This is a genomic window from Synechococcus sp. H70.1 (genome assembly GCF_047502705.1).
GTDB lineage: Bacteria > Cyanobacteriota > Cyanobacteriia > Thermostichales > Thermostichaceae > Thermostichus.
This window is the reverse complement of the sequence record NZ_JANSIV010000170.1, coordinates 32,010-53,063: the sequence shown is the minus strand read 5'-3', so window position 1 is coordinate 53,063 and position 21,054 is coordinate 32,010. Positions and strand designations below refer to the sequence as shown.

General features: G+C 58.0%; 20 protein-coding genes, 1 tRNA gene and 1 pseudogene. 9 read left to right on the top strand and 13 right to left on the bottom strand.

Annotated elements, in window-relative coordinates:
• From NW827_RS11230 to NW827_RS11205, 6 genes are all read right to left on the bottom strand, one after another.
• Positions 1-628 (bottom strand): V4R domain-containing protein (locus tag NW827_RS11230; protein WP_414503697.1); only part of this gene is annotated, 628 nt, incomplete at its 3' end.
• Positions 629-812: 184 nt separating this feature from the next.
• Positions 813-1,283 (bottom strand): phycobilisome protein, encoded by a 471-nt coding sequence (locus NW827_RS11225; protein WP_414359996.1) that lies wholly within the window; start codon positions 1,281-1,283, stop codon positions 813-815.
• 16 nt (positions 1,284-1,299) lie between these two features.
• On the bottom strand, positions 1,300-1,839 hold the full coding sequence (locus NW827_RS11220) for a hypothetical protein (RefSeq protein ID WP_414404087.1): 540 nt from the start codon (positions 1,837-1,839) through the stop codon (positions 1,300-1,302).
• Positions 1,840-1,929: 90 nt separating this feature from the next.
• Entirely contained in the window at positions 1,930-2,187 is a 258-nt protein-coding gene (locus NW827_RS11215; protein WP_414404086.1) for a hypothetical protein, read from the bottom strand.
• Between the two features lie 51 nt (positions 2,188-2,238).
• Entirely contained in the window at positions 2,239-2,922 is a 684-nt protein-coding gene (locus NW827_RS11210; RefSeq protein ID WP_414503696.1) for a V4R domain-containing protein, read from the bottom strand.
• 69 nt (positions 2,923-2,991) lie between these two features.
• Positions 2,992-3,477 carry a 2Fe-2S iron-sulfur cluster-binding protein gene (locus tag NW827_RS11205; RefSeq protein ID WP_414404085.1) on the bottom strand — a complete coding sequence of 162 codons (486 nt, stop codon included), beginning with the start codon at positions 3,475-3,477 and terminating at the stop codon, positions 2,992-2,994.
• Between the two features lie 446 nt (positions 3,478-3,923).
• Here NW827_RS11205 and NW827_RS11200 point away from each other — a divergent pair, with 446 nt between their 5' ends.
• Positions 3,924-4,454: a phycobilisome rod-core linker polypeptide gene (locus NW827_RS11200; RefSeq protein ID WP_414503695.1), complete on the top strand. Its 531-nt coding sequence runs from the start codon at positions 3,924-3,926 to the stop codon at positions 4,452-4,454.
• Here NW827_RS11200 and NW827_RS11195 read toward each other — a convergent pair.
• The gene (locus NW827_RS11195; protein WP_414503694.1) at positions 4,451-5,455 is read right to left on the bottom strand and encodes an ABC transporter substrate-binding protein; all 1,005 of its coding nucleotides are present in this window, start codon (positions 5,453-5,455) and stop codon (positions 4,451-4,453) included. The two genes, NW827_RS11200 and NW827_RS11195, sit on opposite strands and share 4 nt — an antisense overlap.
• 147 nt (positions 5,456-5,602) lie before the next feature.
• On the opposite strand from NW827_RS11195, the gene cobA reads away from it, so the two are divergent.
• The 4 genes from cobA (at position 5,603) to grxC (ending at position 11,121) form a co-directional block, all read left to right on the top strand.
• Positions 5,603-7,102, top strand: coding sequence for a uroporphyrinogen-III C-methyltransferase (gene cobA / locus NW827_RS11190; RefSeq protein ID WP_414359985.1), 1,500 nt, complete (start codon positions 5,603-5,605; stop codon positions 7,100-7,102).
• A 36-nt stretch (positions 7,103-7,138) separates the two neighbouring features.
• Positions 7,139-7,963, top strand: a complete 825-nt coding sequence (gene menB, locus NW827_RS11185; protein ID WP_414359983.1) for a 1,4-dihydroxy-2-naphthoyl-CoA synthase — start codon at positions 7,139-7,141, stop codon at positions 7,961-7,963.
• Between the two features lie 61 nt (positions 7,964-8,024).
• Positions 8,025-10,823 (top strand): DNA polymerase I, encoded by a 2,799-nt coding sequence (polA, locus tag NW827_RS11180; protein ID WP_414503693.1) that lies wholly within the window; start codon positions 8,025-8,027, stop codon positions 10,821-10,823.
• 37 nt (positions 10,824-10,860) lie between these two features.
• Positions 10,861-11,121 (top strand): glutaredoxin 3, encoded by a 261-nt coding sequence (gene grxC, locus NW827_RS11175; RefSeq protein ID WP_414359978.1) that lies wholly within the window; start codon positions 10,861-10,863, stop codon positions 11,119-11,121.
• 71 nt (positions 11,122-11,192) lie between these two features.
• Here grxC and NW827_RS11170 read toward each other — a convergent pair whose 3' ends face one another.
• Positions 11,193-11,489: a DUF2470 domain-containing protein gene (locus NW827_RS11170; protein WP_414359976.1), complete on the bottom strand. Its 297-nt coding sequence runs from the start codon at positions 11,487-11,489 to the stop codon at positions 11,193-11,195.
• A 142-nt stretch (positions 11,490-11,631) separates the two neighbouring features.
• Here NW827_RS11170 and NW827_RS11165 point away from each other — a divergent pair, with 142 nt between their 5' ends.
• On the top strand, positions 11,632-12,075 hold the full coding sequence (locus NW827_RS11165) for a DUF29 domain-containing protein (RefSeq protein WP_414404080.1): 444 nt from the start codon (positions 11,632-11,634) through the stop codon (positions 12,073-12,075).
• A gap of 25 nt (positions 12,076-12,100) precedes the next feature.
• Positions 12,101-12,583 carry a DUF29 domain-containing protein gene (locus NW827_RS11160; protein WP_414404079.1) on the top strand — a complete coding sequence of 161 codons (483 nt, stop codon included), beginning with the start codon at positions 12,101-12,103 and terminating at the stop codon, positions 12,581-12,583.
• A gap of 65 nt (positions 12,584-12,648) precedes the next feature.
• Here NW827_RS11160 and NW827_RS11155 read toward each other — a convergent pair.
• A tRNA-Met gene (locus NW827_RS11155) sits at positions 12,649-12,720 on the bottom strand.
• Positions 12,721-12,850: 130 nt separating this feature from the next.
• Between NW827_RS11155 and NW827_RS11150 the strand changes: the two genes are divergently transcribed.
• On the top strand, positions 12,851-13,405 hold the full coding sequence (locus NW827_RS11150) for a GDYXXLXY domain-containing protein (protein ID WP_414404078.1): 555 nt from the start codon (positions 12,851-12,853) through the stop codon (positions 13,403-13,405).
• A gap of 37 nt (positions 13,406-13,442) precedes the next feature.
• Here NW827_RS11150 and NW827_RS11145 read toward each other — a convergent pair whose 3' ends face one another.
• The 4 genes and pseudogenes from NW827_RS11145 to NW827_RS11130 form a co-directional block, all read right to left on the bottom strand.
• The gene (locus NW827_RS11145; RefSeq protein ID WP_414372602.1) at positions 13,443-14,087 is read right to left on the bottom strand and encodes a Rho termination factor; all 645 of its coding nucleotides are present in this window, start codon (positions 14,085-14,087) and stop codon (positions 13,443-13,445) included.
• Positions 14,080-15,414, bottom strand: coding sequence for an AAA family ATPase (locus tag NW827_RS11140; protein WP_414404077.1), 1,335 nt, complete (start codon positions 15,412-15,414; stop codon positions 14,080-14,082). The genes NW827_RS11145 and NW827_RS11140 overlap by 8 nt, the downstream gene beginning before the upstream one ends.
• A gap of 26 nt (positions 15,415-15,440) precedes the next feature.
• The gene (locus NW827_RS11135; RefSeq protein WP_414359968.1) at positions 15,441-17,648 is read right to left on the bottom strand and encodes a phosphoketolase; all 2,208 of its coding nucleotides are present in this window, start codon (positions 17,646-17,648) and stop codon (positions 15,441-15,443) included.
• Between the two features lie 80 nt (positions 17,649-17,728).
• Positions 17,729-18,007, bottom strand: a pseudogene (locus NW827_RS11130) (hypothetical protein); the annotation flags it as partial.
• A 943-nt stretch (positions 18,008-18,950) separates the two neighbouring features.
• Here NW827_RS11130 and NW827_RS11125 point away from each other — a divergent pair.
• Positions 18,951-21,029, top strand: coding sequence for a molybdopterin oxidoreductase family protein (locus NW827_RS11125; RefSeq protein ID WP_414359966.1), 2,079 nt, complete (start codon positions 18,951-18,953; stop codon positions 21,027-21,029).
• The last annotated feature ends 25 nt before the right edge of the window (positions 21,030-21,054 follow it).

Here is a 21,054-nt window from a genome sequence, read left to right as displayed (position 1 = left end):
CTTCACCATTGTGCAGCCGCTGAGCGGTGCCAATAAGGAAGCGGTTGCAGTCGGCTCCCAGGGATTCACAGGTGGTTTGCACACAGACCAGATCTCGGCCCGAGAGCAACGAGAAGAGGCCGGCCAGCATTCCTGCCTCTAGATAGCCGGCAGGCTCCCGCCGCGCAGACAGCTCCTCCGGCCTGAGGCTGGCACGAGCAGCCAGGGCAAAGCCGGAGTTGCGGATCCTAGCCTCCACCAAGCCGCGGTCAGCAGCGGAAAAGTCCAGCTCTAGGCGGCCCCAGCCGTGGGTGGCCCAGAGCTCGCTGAGGGCATCGAGGAAGATCCCCAGCGGCAATTCCTGCAACGGCTGTTGGTAGTAGCGGGAGAGTTCGTCTTCGATGCGGCGGAAAAACGCTTCTCCCCAGTGGCGGCCACAGTTGTAGAGGATGACGCGGGTGGCTTGCCCCGTCTCATAGCGCAAGCCGGCGTAGATGGCTTCCAGGAGAGGCATGGGAAAGGCTGCCAGGCGGTATCCTCCCCGGCTGTAGAGCAGGCCGCTGTGGATGTCGGGACGGATGTAGTAGGCAGGGCTAAAGCAGTGCCCGGGCAGGATCTGGTCTTGCAGGATCTCTTGCAGGGTAGTCATGGCTGTCCTCGCAGGGAGATGGACGGACTTGAGGGCGGCTGAAACTTAGGCTTTTATGGTCATTTCAAATAGCAACAAAGATCCCAACTCCCCTCTCCCTTGGGGAGAGGGGCCGGGGGTGGTCGCGTTAGGTGCAAGGAATGGATGACCAGGGAGTGGGCTGTATATTGAGAGCCCATTGACCTCAGTTGACCAGCATCGACTTGGCCAAGAGCACGTAGGGGCGGATGGCCTCGCTCGCTTCGGGGCCGAAGACAGCGCTGAGGGAGTCGAGCATCAACTTATAGGCAGGCTGGCACTGGTCGCGCATCTTGAAGGACTTCAGGATCGTCTCCAGCCAGTAGAGCAACTTATCCCGCAGGTAATCCTCATCGTTGAGCAGCATGGCCAGGCAGCAGTAGCGCCACACCATGCTTAGATCGCGGCGGCAACGCTCCCAGGCCAGGTGCCCATGTTGGCGGGGCAAATGGGGCATCATCGGCTGGAACTTTTCCATCACCCGCTCCACTAGCTCCTGCTCTTTGGCCTGCAGGACTTGATAGAGGCGGACTCGTTTGGGGATCCCTTCCACATAGGCGTGTAGGGTTTTCAGCTCGTCTGGGCGCAGATAGCGGCCCTCACTTTGTTGCATCAGCGCGGTCACCATTGAATTCATAAGAAGCCCCCTTGGTTTAGACGAACATGTGCATCAAGGTGAGCGCTTCTTCCGACGGAGCTGCAGTCTCGGTTTGAGGAGCAAGTTCTGGCTCAAGCCGCTCTGGGGAAGGGGTGCAGACAGCCTGTAGCGCTTGCCAGTAGGGGGCAAGCAAACCCTGCTGATCCGCCGGCAGGGATCCCTGCACCACCGCCTGCAACTGCCGGAGCGCTTCCGGCAAACCCAGGTATCGTTCCATCGCCCCACACCTCCATTGCCGCAGGGGCAGGGGATCCCCCAACAACAAGCTCAGGCCCAGGGAGCGCAAGCAAAAGGCCAGTTGCCGGGCCAAGAGGCGCTGAGTGGGGGTGAGAGAGGATCCTGCCTCACCGCTGTACCCGTGCTGCTGTAGAACCTTCTCGATCCACGCCACCTCCTGCTGTTGCAAAACCTGGTAGAGATCCAGCCGCTCTGGAAAGGAGAGAGCGTAGCGGAGGAGATCCTGTAGATCGTCGGGCGTCAGGTAATCCCCTTCTCGATCGGCAATGCGCTCTGGCCAAGGGTGAAGGTCATTCATGGGTGAGGTCTCCTTAAAAAACCCGATTCAAAACCAGTCAAAAGATCGAGCGGCTCGAGGAAGCAAAACCCAAGTTGGGGCAAAGCGGGGCTAGAGCAAGGCTCCACCAAACAAAGCGGCAAAATCCTCAAGCGTAAAGGGATCCTCCGGCGGTGGCTCAGGGCGCGGGCGGACGCCCGACCAATTGCAGCCGGCGAAAAACTGCCCTACCGACTGGGCCAAGAACAGGGGGGAGTCCGACAGCGATTCTGGAGCGAAGGGAGCTTTGGCCAAGGGCCGGTTATCCCAGTTCAACCCCTGTAAAAACACCGCCAGCGGCTGGGTTAAGTCCAGATCGGTGTCTAGCATGGGCGTTTCTCCAAAGTGGCGGGGAAGGACTGCAAAAGCCACAGGCAGACCTCACAGTTGGTGCAAACGCTGCTCGATCTCGCGGGCGCTGGCCCCTTCGCTCATCCAGAAATTGGCAGCATCGATGCGCTCTTGCCCGCCCAGCAAAAACTTGCAGTAGGTCTCCCCCATGGCGTAGCACTGGATCTCGATGCAAGCCAGCTCGCGGGAAGTCATAGCAGAGAAAAATCCGGCAAATAGCCCGGCGTAGAGGTGACAAACTGGCTTGCCTACATCGCCCAGGGTGCGGGCCACCAGCGAGTCAAACAGGTTGATGAATAGGAACCCTTTTTGTTTGGACTCGGTTTCCACCTCCCACTTGCCCCAGCCTTGCGCCGTAAAAGGCCACCACCAGGTCTCCAGCAAAAACAGAAGGTTGGACTGCTTGACCCCAATCCCGTACTCCCGCTCATACCACTGGGAAAAATGCTGGGCATCGCGCATGCCCCAGTCTCTGCCGATGGTGTACATCACCGCCGCAGAGGCATCGCCCACTTCCTGCTCTAGGCCCGCCTGCAGGCCGACAATGAAGTCTTCGCTAAGCAGCAGGTTTTGGGTGTTATTCCAGTCGATAATCGTGCCTTGCTCTCGGTTAAAGCGGAAGAAATCGCGGTAGCTGTAGTGGGCGTGCTTGTCGCGGCCCACCGGCATGGTGACTGCGGGACGGGGATCCGGTCGAGTGGTAACGCTGGCCATGGCTTTCTCCTCAACAAAACTGAGCCGTGATCCACTGCAGCAGGAACCCAAGCAGAGTGTTGGGATCCCTTAGGCCTCGCGGGTCTGGGCAAGGGTGCTGCCGATGATGCGGAAGTCTTCGTTTTCCAGTTGCTTGATCGTGGAACGGGTGATGATCTTGCCCTGCTCCACCAAAACGCGCCCTGTTCGGGGGTGCAGCAAGTCTTGTTCGGCCCGCCGACCGATGAGCACCTCGACATCCTTCAGCGAGTTCACGTACATCCCCGGCGGCAGCTCCACCACCACCCCATCGGCCACCACCCGTGCCTGACAGGCCAAGCGGGAATTGCTGCGGGCGCTGGTGATCGTCTCCAGGGTTTTGGCCTCGCGGGGGGTGATGGGGGTGAGGCTCTCCATCCCCTCCTTGACGTAGACATGACAGGTGGCGCAGAGGCCGCGGCCGTTACATTCCTTGGAGACATGGAGCTCCTCCGACAAAATGGCCGACAGCAGATTGCTGTAGGTATCCACCTCCGAGACACGGGATAGAGGATCTAGCCGGATTTGTTTCACCATAGGTGGGATCCCCAACTTCAAGGCAGACAAAAACTCTGCCGGCAGATACGCCCTGCCGCAAAAGCAATACAAGCGAAAAATCAGTTCCTACTCGTATTCTGGATCTTGACCAGGCTGGGGGAATCAAAACGTCACAATCTTTAACTACGGGTAAGTACGAAAAGTTTCTCCATGTAGAAAGCTGGAAAGTAGAATCACGTAAACTCGAAAAAACTGGGGGCCTTCTTGTAAACATTTATCGCAAGCTTCCCCAGTTCAACTTATCGACAAGATAAATCTTGAGTAGGGCTTTTGCTCAGTTGGTCTCCGGGTTGGCATTGACAATTTTTGGATCTGGTTAATGCCGACTGTAAAAGTGTATCGAGCAACTCCATCTTCATCGTTTCTTTAAGTTGACCTCTTGCCCAATCGGTTTTTGTCGGTCGCGTTGCTTGGGAGCTATCGCTATGGAACTACGCCAGCGGGATCCGCAAACGTTGCAAAACCTGTTGCGGGCCGCCTACCAACAGCTTTTGGAACGCCAGCCCTACCAGCACGAGAAGGCGGGAGAGCTGGAGAAAATCGAGCAGGACTTCCTGCGGGGTCGGATTGGGATCAAGCGCTTGGTTCGCCAAATTGGGGGATCCCGGCTCTACCGGCAGCTCTTTTTCAGTGCCGGCTGCAACACCCGCTGCGTGGAGGAGGGTTTTAAGCACTTTTTGGGACGGGCCCCCGCCAGCAAGGAGGAGGTGGCGGCCTATCACAACATTCTGGTGCGCCAGGGCTTTCAGGCCATGGTCAATGCCTTTATCGACTCGGAGGAGTACCGCCACAGCTTTGGCAACGACCAACTGCCCCACCGGCGGCAGCGGCTGAGCGGCCATCTGCCCCGGGCCTACCTGCTGACAGAGCAGATGCACCGGCGCCATGAGCTGGCGATGCAGGGATCCCCGCGGCTGCAGAGCTTGGCGGTGATGGAGGGAGGTGGGATCCCTTAGGCGATCGGGCTGGGGAGGAACTCAAGGGTGTAGGCCTGGCGGACATTCAGGCCAGCTTCGACAATTCCCAGGGCCACCATTTCCTGAAAATAGGTCTGCCAGCGCTGGTGGGTCATGGCGCCGATCCCTAGGGTGGCCGCGTCGCCGGCAGTGAGGAGGCCGTAGTCTTTTAGGGCTTGGTGGGCATAGGCCAGAAGGGCCTCGCTCATGTTGGGGTTGTCCTGGCGGATGAGGCGGTTGCCGGGACGGGGATCCTCCAGGTAGCTCTGCCAGCCCTGGATAGAGGCGGCCACAAATTTTCGCACCTCCTCCGGGTGCTGTTCGGCAAAGGGGCGGGTAGTCTCCAGCGTGGTGGCATAGGGGGAATAGCCGTAGTCGGCCAGCAGGAAGACAACCGGATCAAAGCCGCCCTCCTGGCGCACGCGGAAGGGCTCGGAGGTGACATAGCCCTGCTGGGCAGAGTGTTTGTCCAGCAGGAAGGGGGTGAGGCTGAGGTTGTAGGGGCGCTTTTGCGCGTCGGTAAAGCCAAACTTGGCCCGCAAGAAAGGCCAGTAGGTAAGGTTGGCTCCCGGAGAGACCCAGATGGGCTTGCCCCGCAAGTCCTCCAGGCGCTCGATGCCCACGCCCGGATGGGCCAAAAGACACTGGGGATCCTTCTGGAAAAAGGCGGCCACGGTGAGCACGGGGATCCCTGACTGCAGAGCCGCTAGGGCGTCGGAGCTGCCGCCGAGGACAAAGTCCGCCGCCCCTCCGGCCAGCAGTTGCAGCACGTTAACCGCCGTTCCCCCCATGCGGATTTCCACCTGCAGGCCGTAGTCGGCGTAGATGCCCAGGGCCAGGGCCTGGTAAAAGCCGCCGTGTTCTGCCTGGGCGTACCAGTTGGTGACTAAGCGCAGGGGCCGGGATCTGGAGCGGCGGGATCCCGCTGCCGCTGCCACTAGAGCAGCTCCACTGGCCAGAAAGCGCCGTCGGGGCCAGAGCTCTGCAGTCACACGAGCCATGGGCAGGGATCCTCAGACTGCAACGCTTTCAGTATCTCGCAAGCAGGCGGTTTTTGCCTCAGCTTGGAGGAAGAGTTGCCAAGCAGGCGGGATCCCGCTTTTGCGGCAGGATCAACAGGTAGAGGGCAAGAGAAGGGGTGCAGCAGCATGGGCAAAGTGTATCTGGTGGGGGCGGGGCTGGGCGGGCGGGCCGGCCTGACGCAAGGGGCGCTGGAGATCCTGCGGCGGGCTGAGGCCGTTTGGGTGGACGAGCTGGTGGACGCGCGCTTGTTGGCGGAGTTGCCCCCCCAGGCACAGGTGTGGCGACGTTCCGAAGCAGCAAGTTTGCAGGAGGGCATCCGCTGGCTCATCCAGCGCTGCCGGGAAGGGAAGCAGGTGGTTCACCTCAAGGCGGGGGATCCCTTGATCTTTGGCCGTGCCCGCGAGGAGGTGCAGGCCCTGCGGGAGGCGGGCTGCCCGTTTGAGATCTGGCCAGGCTTGTCGTCGGCCCTGGCCGGCCCTTTGTGGGCAGGGATCCCTCTGACCGATAAGCACTTGAGCCGCACCTTTGCCGTGCTGACCGCCCACGAGCTGGAGGCCCTGCCCTGGGGCGCTCTGGCCCAGTTGGATACGTTGGTGATCTTGATGGGATCCCGGCAGCGGCAGCAGATTGCGGCCCAGTTGGTGGCAGCTGGGATCCCACCGGAGCGCGCCGCCGCCGTGATCTGGGGGGCAGGGCAGGCGGAGCAGCAGGTTTGGGTGGGCACCCTGGCAGAGCTGCAAGAGGGGGAAGGGTTGGAGCCGGAAAAGCTGCCTGGCCTGCTGCTGGTGGGCGAGGTGGTGCGGCTGCGGCAGGAGTTTTTGCCGGGGATCCCACCGTTACCGCCACCGGCTCCTTTGGCAGGCAAAACGGTGCTGGTCACCCGGGCTGAGGGGCAGTCGCCAGCTTTGCGCGAGCTGCTGCAGACTCAGGGGGCGCGGGTGCTGGAAATGCCCGCCCTGGTCATCCAGCCGCCTACAAGCTGGGATCCCTTGGATACAGCCATTGCCGACCTGGAGAAATTCGATTGGCTGCTCCTGACTTCGGCCAACGGCGTGCAGGCTTTTTTCGAGCGGTTGCAGCAGCAGGGGCGAGATAGCCGGGCTCTTTACTCTCTGAAAGTGGCAGTGGTGGGATCCAAAACGGCGGCGGTACTGGCCCAGTACGGCATCCGCCCAGATTTGCTGCCCTCTGAGTTTGTGGCCGAAGCCCTGCTGCCTATTTGGCCGGAGCCAGTGCAGGGGCAGCGCATCCTCTTTCCCCGCGTCGAATCCGGAGGACGGGAGGAGCTGGTGCAGGGGCTGCGGCAACGCGGAGCCGAGGTGGTGGAGGTGGCGGCCTACCAGTCGGCCTGTCCGGCAGCGGCGGATCCCCAGGTGGTGGCTGCCCTCAAGGAGCGCCAGGTGGATATCCTCACCTTTGCCAGCTCCAAAACCGTGCAGCATTTTGCCCATCTCCTCCACCAGGCCGGCCTGGGCCCTGAAGTCTGGGATCCGCCGGTGCAGATTGCGGCCATCGGCCCCAAAACGGCGGCAACCTGCAGGCAGATCTTGGGGCGGGTAGATGTGGTGGCCCAGGAGTACACCCTGGAAGGGCTGGTGGGATCCCTCCTGCAGACTGTCCCCTAGCGGGATAATGGGAGGTCAGTTGGAACGCTAGACACCATGTGGCAGACGGCCAAGCTCTACGAAGACATCCTCTACGAGAAGACCGACGGCATTGCCAAGATCACCATCAACCGCCCCCACAAGCGCAACGCCTTCCGCCCCAAGACGGTTGCCGAGATGATTGATGCCTTTCTGGATGCGCGGGAGGATCCCAATATTGGAGTCGTGCTCCTGACAGGCGCCGGGCCGCATACGGATGGAAAATATGCCTTCTGTGCTGGGGGCGACCAGAGCGTGCGCGGAGAGGCCGGCTACCTAGACGAGGCAGGCGTTCCCCGCCTCAATGTCCTGGATCTGCAGCGCATCATCCGCTCCCTCCCCAAAGTGGTGATTGCGCTGGTGGCCGGCTACGCCATTGGCGGGGGCCATGTTTTGCATCTCATCTGCGATCTAACCATTGCCGCCGACAACGCCATCTTTGGCCAAACCGGGCCGCGGGTGGGCAGCTTTGACGGCGGCTTTGGGGCCAGCTACTTGGCGCGGGTGGTGGGGCAAAAAAAGGCGCGCGAAATCTGGTTCCTCTGCCGCCAGTACACAGCCGCGCAGGCGCTGGAAATGGGCCTGGTCAATGCGGTGGTGCCCGTGGAGGAACTGGAGGCAGAAGGGATCCGCTGGGCGCGGGAGATCCTCCAGCACAGTCCCCTGGCCATCCGCTGCCTCAAGGCCGCCTTCAACGCCGATTGCGACGGCCAGATGGGGCTGCAGGAGCTAGCCGGGGACGCGACGCTGCTGTACTACATGACCGAGGAAGCTGCCGAAGGCAAACGCGCCTTCTTGGAGAAGCGCCCTCCTAACTTTCGCCAGTTTCCCTGGCGGCCCTAGGGAGCGGCTCCCTGTCCAGGTCGGGATCCCTTAGGCTGGACTTAGTTCCTGGTCTAAGCCGATGGCTGCACCCACTCCGACGCTGCTCTTGGTCGATGGTCACTCCTTGGCCTACCGCGCTTTTTACGCCTTTGCCCACAGTCGCGAGGGGGGCTTGCGCACCTCCACCGGGATCCCGACGAGTGTTAGCTTTGGCTTTTTGAAATCGCTGCTGGAGGTCCTGGAGAAGTACCCCCCCACCCATGTAGCTGTTGCCTTTGATACCCGGCAGCCCACCTTTCGCCACGAGGCTGATGAAACCTACAAAGCAGGCCGCCCGGAAACGCCGCCGGAGTTTCTTGAAGATGTGGAGAACCTCCAGCAGGTGTTGGCGGCGCTGCGCATTCCCATTTTGGCAGTGCCCGGCTTTGAGGCCGACGATATTCTGGGGACTCTCTGTAGGCTTGTTCCCCAAAAGTATCGAGTGCAGATCTTAAGCGGTGACCAGGACCTGTTTCAATTGATTGACCGCGAGGGAAGAATTAGGGTTTTGCACCTCAACAGCAAGGATCGCGTCAGCGAATTTGGCCCCCAAGAGGTCAAAGAGAAATTGGGCATCTGGCCTTGGCAAGTGGTCGACTACAAAGCCCTCTGTGGTGACCCCTCCGACAACATTCCCGGCGTCAAGGGGATTGGCCCCAAGCGAGCGGCAGAGCTCTTGCAGCGCTATGGCAGCTTGGAGGAGATTTTCAACCATTTGGAGGAGATCCCTGGCAAAGTCCAGCAGTACCTTAGGGAAGGGATCACGGCGGCCCGGCACTCCCAATTTCTGGCTCGGATTCACTGCGACGTCCCCCTTGTGCCTGACTGGGAGGGCATGAGGTTGACCGGCTTTGACCCAGAGGAAGTGCTGCCGCTGCTGGAGAAACTAGAGTTTCGCAGTTTCATTGCTCAAGTGCGGAAACTCCAGGCTACCTTGGGCGGGATCCCCCCTCAGGCAACTGCAGCCAGGACAGGTTCCCTAGAAGCTGAAGGGGATGGCTCTGCCTACGACGAGGCCCTTTGGTTTGATTTTGCCGCTGCTCCCGCCCCTTCTCTGCCGGCAGTGCGCATTGTGGATACCCCAGAGCAATTGGAGCTGTTGCGGCAAGAGCTGTTGGCCTGTTCGGGGATCGTAGCCTGGGATACGGAAACCACGAGTTTGGATCCCCGCGACGCCCAACTGGTGGGAATTGGCTGCTGTTGGTCAGAGGGGGATGTTGCCTATTTGCCCATTGGTCACCGCCAGGGATCCAACCTGGACTGGAACCTAGTTAAGCAGAGCCTAAAGCCCATTTGGGAGGATCCCAATCGGCCCAAAAGCCTGCAAAATTGCAAGTATGATCTCAGTATTTTTCGCGCCCATGGCATCCGCCTACAAGGGATCCAATTTGATCCCATGCTGGCCAGCTACGTTCTCAACCCAGAGGCCAGCCACAACTTGGCCGACTTGGCAGCTAGCTATTTAAATTTGCCCACCACCAGCTACGAAAAGTTGCTGGGCAAAGCAAAGTCCATTGCCGATCTGCCCATTGCCAAAGTGGCAGAATATTGCGGCACCGATGCCTATTGCGCCTATCGCTTGGTGCCTATCCTCACCGAGAAGCTGCAACAGACTGACCCACGCCTCTGGAATCTTTTTATCCAGGTGGAGTTGCCCTTGGCTCATGTTTTGGAAGAAATGGAGTGGGTCGGCATCCGTATCGACACTGAGTTTCTCCAGCAGTTTTCTCAGGAGCTGGAAAAAGAGCTACAAAGCCTGGAGCAAAAGGCCTATGCCCAAGTGGGGGAGGTCTTTAACCTCAACTCTCCCAAACAGCTGGCATCCCTACTCTTTGAAAAGCTCAAGCTAGATGTCCGAAAAACTCGCAAGACAGCCACCGGATACTCCACCGACGCTTCTGTTTTAGAGAAGCTGGAAGGGGATCACCCAGTTATTGAAACTATTCTCCAGTACCGCACCCTGGCCAAGCTCAAATCCACCTATGTGGATGCACTGCCAGCTCTGGTAAGACGCGATACAGGCAGGGTGCACACCAACTTTAACCAGACCGTTACTGCCACTGGCCGGCTCAGCTCCTCCAACCCCAATTTGCAAAATATCCCCATCCGCAGCGAGTTTAGCCGCCGCATTCGCCAGGCCTTCATTCCCCAGGAGGGATGGCTGTTGGCCTCGGCTGACTACTCACAAATTGAGCTGCGCATCCTGGCCCACCTCAGCCAAGAGCCAACCCTCCTTGAGTGCTTTCGCTCCGGGGAAGATGTGCATACCCTAACCGCTCGCTTGCTCTTTGAAAAGCAAGAGGTAACCAGTGAGGAACGCCGCCTTGCCAAGACGATTAACTATGGCGTGATCTATGGCATGGGAGCCCAGCGTTTTGCCCGCACGGCAGGAGTATCGCTGGTAGAAGCTAAGCGGTTCTTGCAGCGATTTAATGAGCGCTATGCTGGCGTTTTTGCCTATCTCCGCGCCACCGAAGCCTTTGTGGAAGAACACGGCTATGTGGAAACCATCCTGGGTCGCCGCCGCTATTTCCCCAATTTGTCTCAGCTATCGGGCCACCGCAAACAAGCCGAGCTACGAGCTGCTGTGAATGCCCCCATTCAGGGATCCGCTTCAGACATTATCAAAGTAGCTATGGTGCGCCTGCAGGAAAAGCTCCAGAACTTTCGTTCGCGTTTACTGTTGCAGGTTCACGACGAGCTGGTATTTGAAGTAGAGCCCTCAGAATGGCAGGACTTACAGCCCCTCATTCAAAGAGAAATGGAAGGGGCGGTGCCCCTCTCCATACCGCTGGTGGTGGATATTCAAATTGGCCACAACTGGAAGGAGGCCAACTAAGAATGTTAAGCTATGTGAAAGCGTTCGTTATCTCCCTATGGCTGTTGAGATCTACACCTGGCGTTTTTGCCCTTTTTGCATTCGCGCCAAGCAACTGCTAGACCGCAAGGGAGTCAAGTACATCGAATACGCCATTGATGGGGATGAGGCGGCGCGAGCGGAGATGGCTAAGCGGGCCAACGGGCGCCGTTCGGTGCCCCAGATTTTCATCAACAACCAGCACATCGGCGGCTGCGACGACCTCTATGCCCTTGAGGCCCAGGGCAAGTTGGACCTGCTCCTGCAGCAAGCTCACTAGACCCGTCTCTTGCCGGCCTCGGCTGGCTAGCCGGTGCCGGGGTCTTCTCCTTTTTTGCTGCCAGGCCCAGATTAGCTACTGGCTTGCCGGAGGCGAGCACGGGCCTGTTTCAGCATGGCAATCAGGGTGTGGTGGGCATCTTCAGAATCTTTGAGAGGGTGATCAAAGGGAATGCGCAGGGTTCGTAGGGCCCCGTCTACCTCTACCTGCAGGTCCATCCCTTCTGAGTCAATGGCCTGCATGCGAGCCTGAGTCACCCCTTCCACTTGGCCGAAGACTTTGGCATAGAGCGCCAGGGCATCGGCGTGGTCTTCGTTCATGTGCTTGCAGATGCGCTCGCTAACCTGAGGGGTGAGAGGGTCGGCCATAGAGTTGCAAAAGGGATGTCCAGATTTTAGTCTAGCGGACTCTTGGCTCCAGCGGCAGTTAAAGGCAGGCCAGCTCCCCCGCGCCCAGCCACTTGTTTCTCCTAGAGCCAGTAGGATTGGTTGATACCCGGGCAGCGCCCAGATGGGGGTGGACATGCAGCTTTACGAGCGCGACTTCTATGCCTGGACCCAGGAGCAGGCGACGCTGCTACGAGCGGGCCGGCTGGAGCAGCTAGATACTGGGCATTTGGCGGAGGAAATCGAGGCTTTGGGCAGGCAAGAGCGCCGCGAATTGGTCAATCGCTTGGGGATCCTGCTGGGGCACCTCCTCAAATGGCAGTTCCAGCCCCAGCTTCGCGGCAAAAGTTGGCAAGCCACGATCATCGAACAGCGGCAGGATATCCAGGAGCTCATTGCGGAGAGCCCTAGCCTCAAAGCTTACCTAACTGAAGCGATGGAAAAGGCCTATCGAAAAGGACTGCTCCTGGTGGTGAGAGAAACGCCTCTTTCTCTGCAGGATCTGCCTGACCGGTGCCCCTACACTTTTGAGCAGGCGATGGATCCCAACTTTTACCCTGAAGAATAACTGCCAGATTGCGCCAGGAGTGAGTATGCAGCTTTACGAGCGCGACTTTTATGCCTGGACTCAGGAGCAGGCAGCGCTGCTGCGGGCAGGACAGTTGCAGCAGTTGGATACTGTCCATCTAGCAGAGGAAATCGAGGCTTTGGGCAGGCAAGAGCGCCGCGAATTGGTCAATCGCTTGGGGATCCTGCTGGGGCACCTCCTCAAATGGCAGTTCCAGCCCCAGCTTCGCGGCAAAAGTTGGCGGGCAACTATTAGCGAACAACGTCGCCAAATCCAGCGATTGCTCAAAGAGAGTCCCAGCCTCAAGCCTGAGCTTTTGGTAGCTCTGCCAGAGGCTTACCAAGACGGGATCCTGTTGGTGGTGAAAGAAACGCCGCTCTCGGAAGAGGAGCTGCCCTTTGAGTGTCCCTACACCCTTGAGCAGGTGCTAGATCTCGGCTTTTATCCGGGATCGGGATCGCTCAAGGGGCTTGGCTCGCCCTTGGAAATGCCGCCTCTTGCAACCTGAGAGCGAAAGCTGGGGCTCCAGCTCAACCTGGCCTCCAAAGGCTGCAACCAAAGCCTTGCTAGAGATGGCTCAGGCGTGATTTGAACACGCGACCCAGGGCTTATGAGTCCCCCGCTCTACCGCTGAGCTACTGAGCCGAGAAGACACTCAACTAGGATAGCATCTTTATGGCTGGAAAGTCTGCCCTGAAAGAGGATCCCCACAGGCATAACTTCCTCCACAGCTTGGGGTAACTTGTTCCAGCAAGCCACCTAGAACCGTGCTGTAATGAAGACGCCCTCTCCTCGGCCTCTCAAGGGATCCCTCTTCTGGTTGGCCCTATTGCTGCAGGTAAGCCTGGTTGCGCTGCTGCCGACACGGAAGGCACTTACCCTTGCCACGGGAACCCTCATCTACTTGCAAATTGCTCCTCGGGATCCCTACGACCCCTTGCGGGGCCGCTACGTAACCTTGAGCTATGCCGTTGCCCAACTTTCCACTCTGAAGAAACTGCCCGGCTGGTCCCCTGAGCTCCGTAAGCCAGGGATCCTCTACCTGCGCTTGGCCCCTCCTGCCGGGGATCCTGCTCAACCTTGGCAGGCCGTTGGCATCAGTCGCGACCGACCCAGGGATCTGCGGCCTGGGGAAGTTGTCCTGCAGGGTTGGTTCGATGGGTGGCAGCTCAGGTTTGGGATCGAAGAGTTTTTCCTTCCAGAAGCGCTGGGAGAGGTTCTGGAAGAAGCAATCCGCCACCGCCCAGAAACCCTGCGGGCAGAGGTGAAGGTGGATCCCTGGGGCAAAGCAGCTCTGGTGGGTCTTTGGGCGGGGGAACGGCGGTACTAAAGGCCGGCCTTGTTCTGCAGTGGGGGGAGGATCCCTTTTAGCCCTCTTTCTTTTTCCGCGAGCGACTTGAGCTTGTTTTCTTGACGCTGGCGGATGTCGTGGTTTTTTTAGACGATTTCTTCTTACTAGGAGGTGGTGCTGTAGGAGCTAGGAAAAATACCTCCTTCAGAGCATCCAACTTTTTGCCTCGCGTAATTCTGCATCCTAGCTTGGTTATGGGAGTTAGATCCTGCCACCAGCTCCTATCCGCCTCCGCAATTCGCGCGGCTGCAGTGGTTACATCAACTCCCTTAAGCGGAGTGCCGGGCTGCTCAGCCAGGTATCTCAGCGCAGCCAAGATAGTTTCCCTAGAAGCCTCAGTCAGATTGACCTTCGGAACCCTTTCTCTGGCGAGAACTTGGGCCTGCTCCACCTGCTCCGGAGCTGGGTCAACAATGATACACCACAGCCTCTCCAGCCCTGCTTCTTGAGCAACTGCATAGACAAAATGGTTGCCAACAGCCTTGTACTGGTAGTCGCCAGCTTCAACCACTAGCAGCGGCACCCAGTTGCGCCCTCCTGTTGCCCTTAACTGAGCGGCTGCTGCAGTAACCAGGAAAGAGGGAGCAGAAAACCCCTCGGCAGGCATGATGCTCTCAAGGGGTAAGTTAACCAGCTTGCCGAGATCGGAGAACTCACTCATCGATAAAGTACTCGCCGGCGAGACTTTGGTAGTATTCTAAAATCCTTTTGTCCCTAAAAACAGCAGGAATTCGAGCGAAAGTGGCAGAAGATATCAGTGCATAGTCGGGTATAATGCATTTGTCTTCATTGCCCTTTTTAAGGAGCAGTCGGAAATACGGGGTTAAGTCCATATCTTTCTCTTGCTTAATAAGCTTTTGTATTTCTTCGTTTGCCAGTTTGATAGCGTTTTGATTTTTCGAGGAGACGCCATTAAAAAAGATAGGCAAAGCGATGGGGCCTCCGTCATGTCGTGATTTAACAGTTTCTGGAATGAATTTGGTAATTACTCTAACAGCATTATTTAAAGAAGACAGATCGTCAGGTCGGGTAGGTATCAAAATAACGTCGGCAGCAAAAAGCCCACTTTGGCTGAAGTAAAGCCACTGAGTTGGGCAGTCGATTAGGATGTAGTCATACTCACGACGAAGGGGGGCAAGCAGATCCCGAAGGCGCCTGGTTCCTTTCTGGATATAGGCTGCAGCGTCACTGTTGGTCAGTGTCTCCAGCTCAGGGTCTCTTGGGATGAGGTTGAAGACGGGAACTATTCCCTTAGGTGTCTTGAGCCTATATGTCTGAACAATCGTGTGGACGTCTATCCTGGGATCCTTTAAACACTGCGTTAGTGTAACTTTTCCAGGAGTAGCTCCCAAGCTTCTTGTCAAATCTCCTTGGGAATCAAAGTCAACAGCTAAGACTTTTTTCCCTTTATATGCTAATGCTCCTGCAAGGTTAATAACCGTTGTTGTTTTGCCCACACCGCCTTTATTGTTGTACACACATATGGTCAAAGCACGCTCGTAGTTTTCTATCTTGTTTCGTAAATCATGCACGATGTTCTCAATGTTATCCAGGTTGATAGCAAGGTTTGCTGTAACAGGGTGAACAACCTTCCCGTGCCTCCTCCAGAGCTGGATGTAATTTGCATTGGTGATTATTCCCCACTTTGCTGATTTGCTATGCTCTCCAAGCAAGTACCTTTTTATTTGATCTACTGCATCTCTATAGGCAGCGAATCCCTCACTAAGATTGACTGTCCTGGACTTAACTTCCAAGAGAAGGTATGGGTTTTTCCTAGAGTTGAAGAAGATGTCTGTATGTTGTGTGTTTTTTCTAGCCGCAAAGTCTACTTCTCCGCACCCTGTTTCAAACTCAGGCCTAATCTCCAGGTCTCCAAAGCCTAGCTCATGGAGCAAGGGGATAGCGAAATGTTGGACAATGACTTGCTCCTTGCCCTCGGTGGGGGATATCCTCTCAAGCTTCTCTCGGAGGGGGATAGCACTGGTCATAGACTGAAGGGATCCCAATGTGCCCCTCAGTCTAGCAGTTGCTTTGCCCTCTCCGCGAGTGCCTGGGCCGTTAGGCCGTTGTAGTCCATGAGTTCGGCAGGGGTGGCGGTGGTTTCGCCGCGTTTCCAGGCAAAAATATCGCGCGGGCCGGTGTAGCGCAACAACAGGGGCTCCAACATCAGGCTGGATCCGCCAGTCACGCCGATAAGGGCTTCGCCGGCAAACCAGGCGGCAAACTCCTGGTCAGACATGAACTCCCCATCGGGTTGGGCACAGGTGGACCAGGCTATATCGCTAGGGCGGTAGAGACGGCGAGGGTTGACTACCGAAACAATTTTGCTGCCGATCCCCTGGGCCTTGAGCTGGTCAGCCGCCGCAAAGACTGGCAGGAGGATCATATCCCCCACCACAGCAAAGACCACAGTGCGGGATCCAGGCAGTTCCTGGAGCACGGTGCAGCCCTGCTCCACGGCTTGGCGCGCTTGTTCCAGGGTGGTGCGGATGGGCAGGGGGGTTTTGCTGGCAAAGATCGGGATCCCTTTGTTGAAGGTCGATAGGGCCCACTCGTAGGCGACTTGGGCACAGTTGGCGTCGGGGGGAAAGAGGGGGAAGATGTTGCCGTTGCGCATCATGGCCGCTAGATAGGCCTCGATTTCCGGACGTTGGTGGGTCCAGCCGTTGCGTCCCTGTTCCAATGCTCCAGCCGTGAAGAGGGCAATAGCGGAAGGGGTGGGGCGGCGCAGCTCCGCCATCGCCTGGGTTACCGTCTGCCAGATGGGCAGTCCGTTGACGGCAAAGGATTCATAGGAGCACCAGAGAGAGCGCCCGCCGAAGAGCGCCAGGCCCCCCGTCAGGCCAGCGCAGGCATCTTCGCTAAGGGGTTCGTAAACCTGGCCCTGGGGCTGTTGGTTGTAGAGGGGATCCACCGTGGGGTGGATGACTTTCAGGCCCTGGTTGACATTGGCAAGGCCGGAGGCCTCGTTGCCGTCCGCGTTGGCCACCAGAAAGTCAGGGTCTTTCTGCCCTACCTGCACCACTAGAGCGCCAATGGCCGTGGTGGAGACTTGCTTATCGCCCAGGGGAAACTCCGTCAAGTTGAGGGATCCCAGCGGCGGCAGAGGCCGGATAGACTCAGTGACCACCACCTTGGCTGCCGGCCCCCCAGCAGCCCGCTCGCAGTTTTGTCGCACCAGGGCCCAAGCTGCCGGATGCAGCGCCCGCGCTTGCAGAGCAGCCACAATGTCGGGGTTATCCAAGGTATGGTGGGCGTAGAGGTTGTGGGATTTGGATCCCTTGGCGTGCACGCCCGCCCCTTTCAGTTGCTTGAGGATGAAAACCGTCAGGTGGCCGCTTAGAGCTGCCTGAATGGCCCGCTCCATTTCGGTCAGTACCCTCTGGGCAAAGGCCAAGCGGGCTTCCAGGGAAAAGAGAGTGCTGTCCACATAGGGGCCAGGCTGCTGGGCATCGTCGAATTCCTTAGCATCCACCAGCACCACTTCCTCGAAGCCGTTGCCCCGCCAGTACTCAACCATCTGGGCGTTGGTGAGGGTGGAGATCATGCTGTGGTGCTCTTGGCTGTAGCCATTCCAGACCAGCACCGGCAGGAAGTTGGTGCGCTGCGGGAAGGCGGTGTGAAAGTGGATCATGGAGCTCATCACGTAGGGCTCCCCCAGCCCCCCATCGCCGATGGTGACAGGAAAGAGGCGATCCGGGTAAAGCAAAGCAGCGGCCATGGCAAAGTGCTGCCCCTGCCCAAGGGGCCCTGCCGGCGCCAGCAAGCCAGGGATGTAGCCAGAGAGGTGCCCCAGCAGCCCTTCCCGTTCCCGAAAGCGAGCCTGCAAGTCAGAGACGGTGTGGATGCCCATCTCGGCCAGGGATCCATCCAAGAACATGGCGGCATAGAAGCCGGGGGCGTGGTGGCCCACTTCGGTGGGGATATTCTTCTGGCCCAAGTACACCAAAGCGGCGTAGGCCTCCGCCTGGCTGGCAAAGCCCCCTGGGTGGCCCGAGGCTTTGCTGGCCGTCATCTGCAGGGTGAGGTAGCGCAGCGCATCGGCATAGAGCAAAGTTTGGTAGGCAGCCATGGGACTGCCGGGATCCCGCAGCTTGCCTGTGGCAGCATCGACTGCAGGTTCCTGGCCTAGGCGATCAAATTCCGGCCAGGGATCCCCAAAGTATTGGATCCCTTGGCAAAAGGCAGGGATTTGGGCAATTGCCTCCTGAGCCAGCGTCATTGGCCAAGCCTCACTCTTTGTCGGGTTACTCCTCACTTTAAACCTGATAGGGCCTTTTGGATGTTGTAAACTACCCGCACTCATGCTGACGTATAAAGTACGGGCTCTTGGTAGCCCTGCAGTTGACAAGCCAACCACGGACCTCTGGGCTGGTTTGCGGCAGCCCCCAAGAGCGCAATCACAAACGACTCCGTCCCGCTGACGCCAGTGGAGATGCAGTGGTCCACCCACGCTTGAAAGCGCCTCTCCCTGCCAGACAGCCGTTGCAACGGTTGCCGGCACCTGCGCCGTGAACTGCATGTGCCCTGACTGGCTTTGTGTTGAAGAGGAGCCCTCAACCGGGAGTAGTGGTCTCTTACAGGACGCTATGGTATTGAGTTCATTGAGGTAGACGAGGTGTACACTTCCCAGGCAAGTTTCTTGGATAGGGATGAGCTACCTAACTACGGTGAAAGACCCGACCGGTGGCAAGCATCTGGGAAGTGGATAAAGCGGGGACTGTGCCAAACAGCCAAAGGGTGGTTAGTGAACGCTGATGCTAACGCTGCGGCTAACCTACTGAGAAAAGTAAGCAGAACTTTGGGGCTTTGCCTCGAGGGACTGTCTAAGGGCGGTTTGACAACACCTTTACAAGTCCGTTTGTGGGCTACTTAGGAATCTCCCGACTTCAGTCGAGGGAGGGTCAACTAGCTGTGCTCGGTGGCGGATTAGGAGCGGCAAAGCTGCTCCCTTCTGGAAAAGGGGAGTGTTCTGCGTGCATCTGAACGCAAAACTATCTGACTGCAAAACTTAGCCCCTTGCTGTGGGCATTGACCCTGGCAGCAAGCAGGAAGGGTGGACGGTTAAATCTGTAGCTCACATGTGCCTCGACATCCAAGTGGACACTGTGACTTGGATGAAGCTATGGATCCCTGAGGCAGCAGGTTTCATCAGAAGCGATTTGTAGGTAAGGGATGCCTCCTTGAGCCAAGGGCGGCCGGCCCGTTGCTGCTCAATCTAGCTATCGCTTGCTGAGTTTGAGGGCTGATCTGGAGCAGAAAGCACCTTTTATGCTGAATGAGCATTTTAAGATGACATAACTGCATAATAGGTAACAAACGGTAGCACACATTACCAAAGATCTGGAGGCGAAACCCCTATATTGGCCTGCGTGAAGGGCTTGAGCATGGCCGCGCCCTTGCCCGCTTGGCTGTTGGGATCCCTGCGGCACCCAAGCTTTGCAACCCAAGCAACAAAGTCCTCGACTTTCTCCACCGTCACTTTGCCCAGGAGGAGTAAACCAGCTTCAGATGAGAATCAGCAATGGATAACGTGCGTAGCCTCTGTCCCTACTGCGGGGTTGGTTGTGGCCTGGAAATTCTGGCTGGCGGCACAAGAATTCGTGGGGATCGGTCTCATCCCTCCAGTCAAGGCATGGTTTGTGTTAAGGGTGCCACCCTTCTCGAAACCCTTGATCACAACCGTGCCACCGTGCCTCTTTATCGCTCCAGCCTCCGCGATGATTTTCAGCCGATTAGCTGGGATCAAGCGCTGGATTTGATCGTGGAGCGCATTCGCCAGAGTCGCCCCGAGCGAATTGCGATCTATGGTTCAGGGCAGTTGCATACTGAAGATTATTACGTTGCTCAAAAGCTACTCAAGGGCTGCCTGGGCAGTAATAACTTTGACAGCAACTCGCGCCTTTGCATGTCCTCTGCCGTGGAGGGCTACTGCCAAAGCTTGGGTTCAGATGGCCCTCCCTGTAGCTACTCTGACCTCGATAGCTGTGAGCTTGCCTTTTTGATCGGCACTAACACCGCTGAGTGCCACCCAATTTTGTTCAATCGCCTACGCAAGCGCCACAAGAGCGACCCGAGTTTGAAGGTGGTGGTTGTGGATCCCCGCCGTACCGAGACGGCTGAGGGTGCAGATCTATATCTTGGGATTGCTCCAGGCAGCGACATTGATTTGCTCAATGGTATTGCCCATCTACTCATTCAGTGGGGGGCCATCAACCACGACTTCATTGCCCAACACACCGAAGGCTTTGAGACCTATGCAGCTCTGGTGGCCGAGTACACTCCTGCGCGTGTGGCTAGTCGCTGCGGCATAGAAATTGAGGATGTAATTGCCGTCGCTCGACTCTGGCAGCACTCCCGGAAAACCCTTTCCATGTGGTCAATGGGGCTTAACCAGTCCAGCGAAGGTACTGCCAAGGTTACAAGTCTTATCAATCTCCATTTGCTCACTGGCCAAATAGGCTTTGCGGGGGCAGGGCCGTTCTCGCTGACGGGGCAGCCTAACGCCATGGGCGGCCGAGAGGCGGGTGGCTTGGCCCACCTCTTGCCCGGCTATCGCAAGGTTACGAACCCGGAAGATCGCGCTGCTGTGGAGCAGTATTGGCAGCTTGGCCCAATCAATCCTGAGCCTGGCCTCGATGCTCTCGGGATGATTCGCGCTCTGGAGGCTGACGCCCTGGATGTTTTCTGGATTGCCGCCACCAACCCGCTGGTGAGCTTGCCCGACCTGCACCGGGTAGCAGCAGCGCTCTCGCGATCGCCTTTCACGATTGTCCAAGATGCCTACTTTCCTACCGAAACCACTGCCTACGCGCATCTGGTGCTGCCTGCTGCTCAGTGGGGTGAAAAAACGGGCACCATGACCAACTCCGAGCGCCGCGTTACCCTCTGTCCGGCGTGGCGCCATCCCCCCGGTGAAGCACGGGCTGATTGGGAAATTTGGGCGGAAGTAGGCCGCCGTCTGGGCTTTGCCAAGGCGTTTAGCTTTGCCGATAGCGCAGCAGTTTTTGCCGAATATGTCGGTCTTACTGCTGGGCGTCCCTGTGATCTTTCTGGCCTCAGTCATGAGCTCCTGCACCAAGGCCCCCAACAGTGGCCTTATCCCCGTACTGGACCAATCGAGACCCGCAACCTCTATACCAATCACCACTTTCCAACGCCTACAGGTCGCGCTCGTTTCATCGCCAGTCATTCACACGGCCTTGCCGAACCACCGGATCCCGACTATCCCTATGTCCTCACTACAGGACGCCTCTATGGCCATTGGCACACCCAAACCCGTACTGGCCATGTAGCCAAAATTCGAGCAATGCACCCCCAGCCTTTTCTCGAGATTCACCCCCGTGATGCTGACAGGTTAGGGCTCACCGAGGGCGACTGGGTAAGGGTTGAATCACGGCGAGGCAAGGCTACCCTTCCGGTTAAAATAACCCGGGCGATCAGCCCCGGCACGGTATTTATGCCGATGCATTGGGGACCATTGTGGGGTGAAGATGCCGCCTGCAATGCCCTCACTCACTCGGTTGCCTGCCCTAGCTCGAAGCAACCTGAACTTAAAGCCTGTGCCGTCAGACTTCGTCGCATCGAACCCCTGTCAATCTAAGCCCACTTTATGTCTTGGGTAACGC

What these genes read in the sequence shown, in the direction of transcription:
- NW827_RS11145 (WP_414372602.1), bottom strand. Translation starts at nt 14,087, where the DNA reads ATGAGTGAGTTCTCCGATCTCGGCAAGCTGGTTAACTTACCCCTTGAG.
- grxC (WP_414359978.1), top strand. Translation starts at nt 10,861, where the DNA reads ATGGCTGTTGAGATCTACACCTGGCGTTTTTGCCCTTTTTGCATTCGC.
- NW827_RS11200 (WP_414503695.1), top strand. Translation starts at nt 3,924, where the DNA reads ATGGAACTACGCCAGCGGGATCCGCAAACGTTGCAAAACCTGTTGCGG.
- NW827_RS11170 (WP_414359976.1), bottom strand. Translation starts at nt 11,489, where the DNA reads ATGGCCGACCCTCTCACCCCTCAGGTTAGCGAGCGCATCTGCAAGCAC.
- NW827_RS11215 (WP_414404086.1), bottom strand. Translation starts at nt 2,187, where the DNA reads ATGCTAGACACCGATCTGGACTTAACCCAGCCGCTGGCGGTGTTTTTA.
- NW827_RS11140 (WP_414404077.1), bottom strand. Translation starts at nt 15,414, where the DNA reads ATGACCAGTGCTATCCCCCTCCGAGAGAAGCTTGAGAGGATATCCCCC.
- NW827_RS11165 (WP_414404080.1), top strand. Translation starts at nt 11,632, where the DNA reads ATGGGGGTGGACATGCAGCTTTACGAGCGCGACTTCTATGCCTGGACC.
- cobA (WP_414359985.1), top strand. Translation starts at nt 5,603, where the DNA reads ATGGGCAAAGTGTATCTGGTGGGGGCGGGGCTGGGCGGGCGGGCCGGC.
- NW827_RS11205 (WP_414404085.1), bottom strand. Translation starts at nt 3,477, where the DNA reads ATGGTGAAACAAATCCGGCTAGATCCTCTATCCCGTGTCTCGGAGGTG.
- menB (WP_414359983.1), top strand. Translation starts at nt 7,139, where the DNA reads ATGTGGCAGACGGCCAAGCTCTACGAAGACATCCTCTACGAGAAGACC.
- NW827_RS11220 (WP_414404087.1), bottom strand. Translation starts at nt 1,839, where the DNA reads ATGAATGACCTTCACCCTTGGCCAGAGCGCATTGCCGATCGAGAAGGG.
- polA (WP_414503693.1), top strand. Translation starts at nt 8,025, where the DNA reads ATGGCTGCACCCACTCCGACGCTGCTCTTGGTCGATGGTCACTCCTTG.
- NW827_RS11160 (WP_414404079.1), top strand. Translation starts at nt 12,101, where the DNA reads ATGCAGCTTTACGAGCGCGACTTTTATGCCTGGACTCAGGAGCAGGCA.
- NW827_RS11125 (WP_414359966.1), top strand. Translation starts at nt 18,951, where the DNA reads ATGGATAACGTGCGTAGCCTCTGTCCCTACTGCGGGGTTGGTTGTGGC.
- NW827_RS11210 (WP_414503696.1), bottom strand. Translation starts at nt 2,922, where the DNA reads ATGGCCAGCGTTACCACTCGACCGGATCCCCGTCCCGCAGTCACCATG.
- NW827_RS11150 (WP_414404078.1), top strand. Translation starts at nt 12,851, where the DNA reads ATGAAGACGCCCTCTCCTCGGCCTCTCAAGGGATCCCTCTTCTGGTTG.
- NW827_RS11135 (WP_414359968.1), bottom strand. Translation starts at nt 17,648, where the DNA reads ATGACGCTGGCTCAGGAGGCAATTGCCCAAATCCCTGCCTTTTGCCAA.
- NW827_RS11195 (WP_414503694.1), bottom strand. Translation starts at nt 5,455, where the DNA reads ATGGCTCGTGTGACTGCAGAGCTCTGGCCCCGACGGCGCTTTCTGGCC.
- NW827_RS11225 (WP_414359996.1), bottom strand. Translation starts at nt 1,283, where the DNA reads ATGAATTCAATGGTGACCGCGCTGATGCAACAAAGTGAGGGCCGCTAT.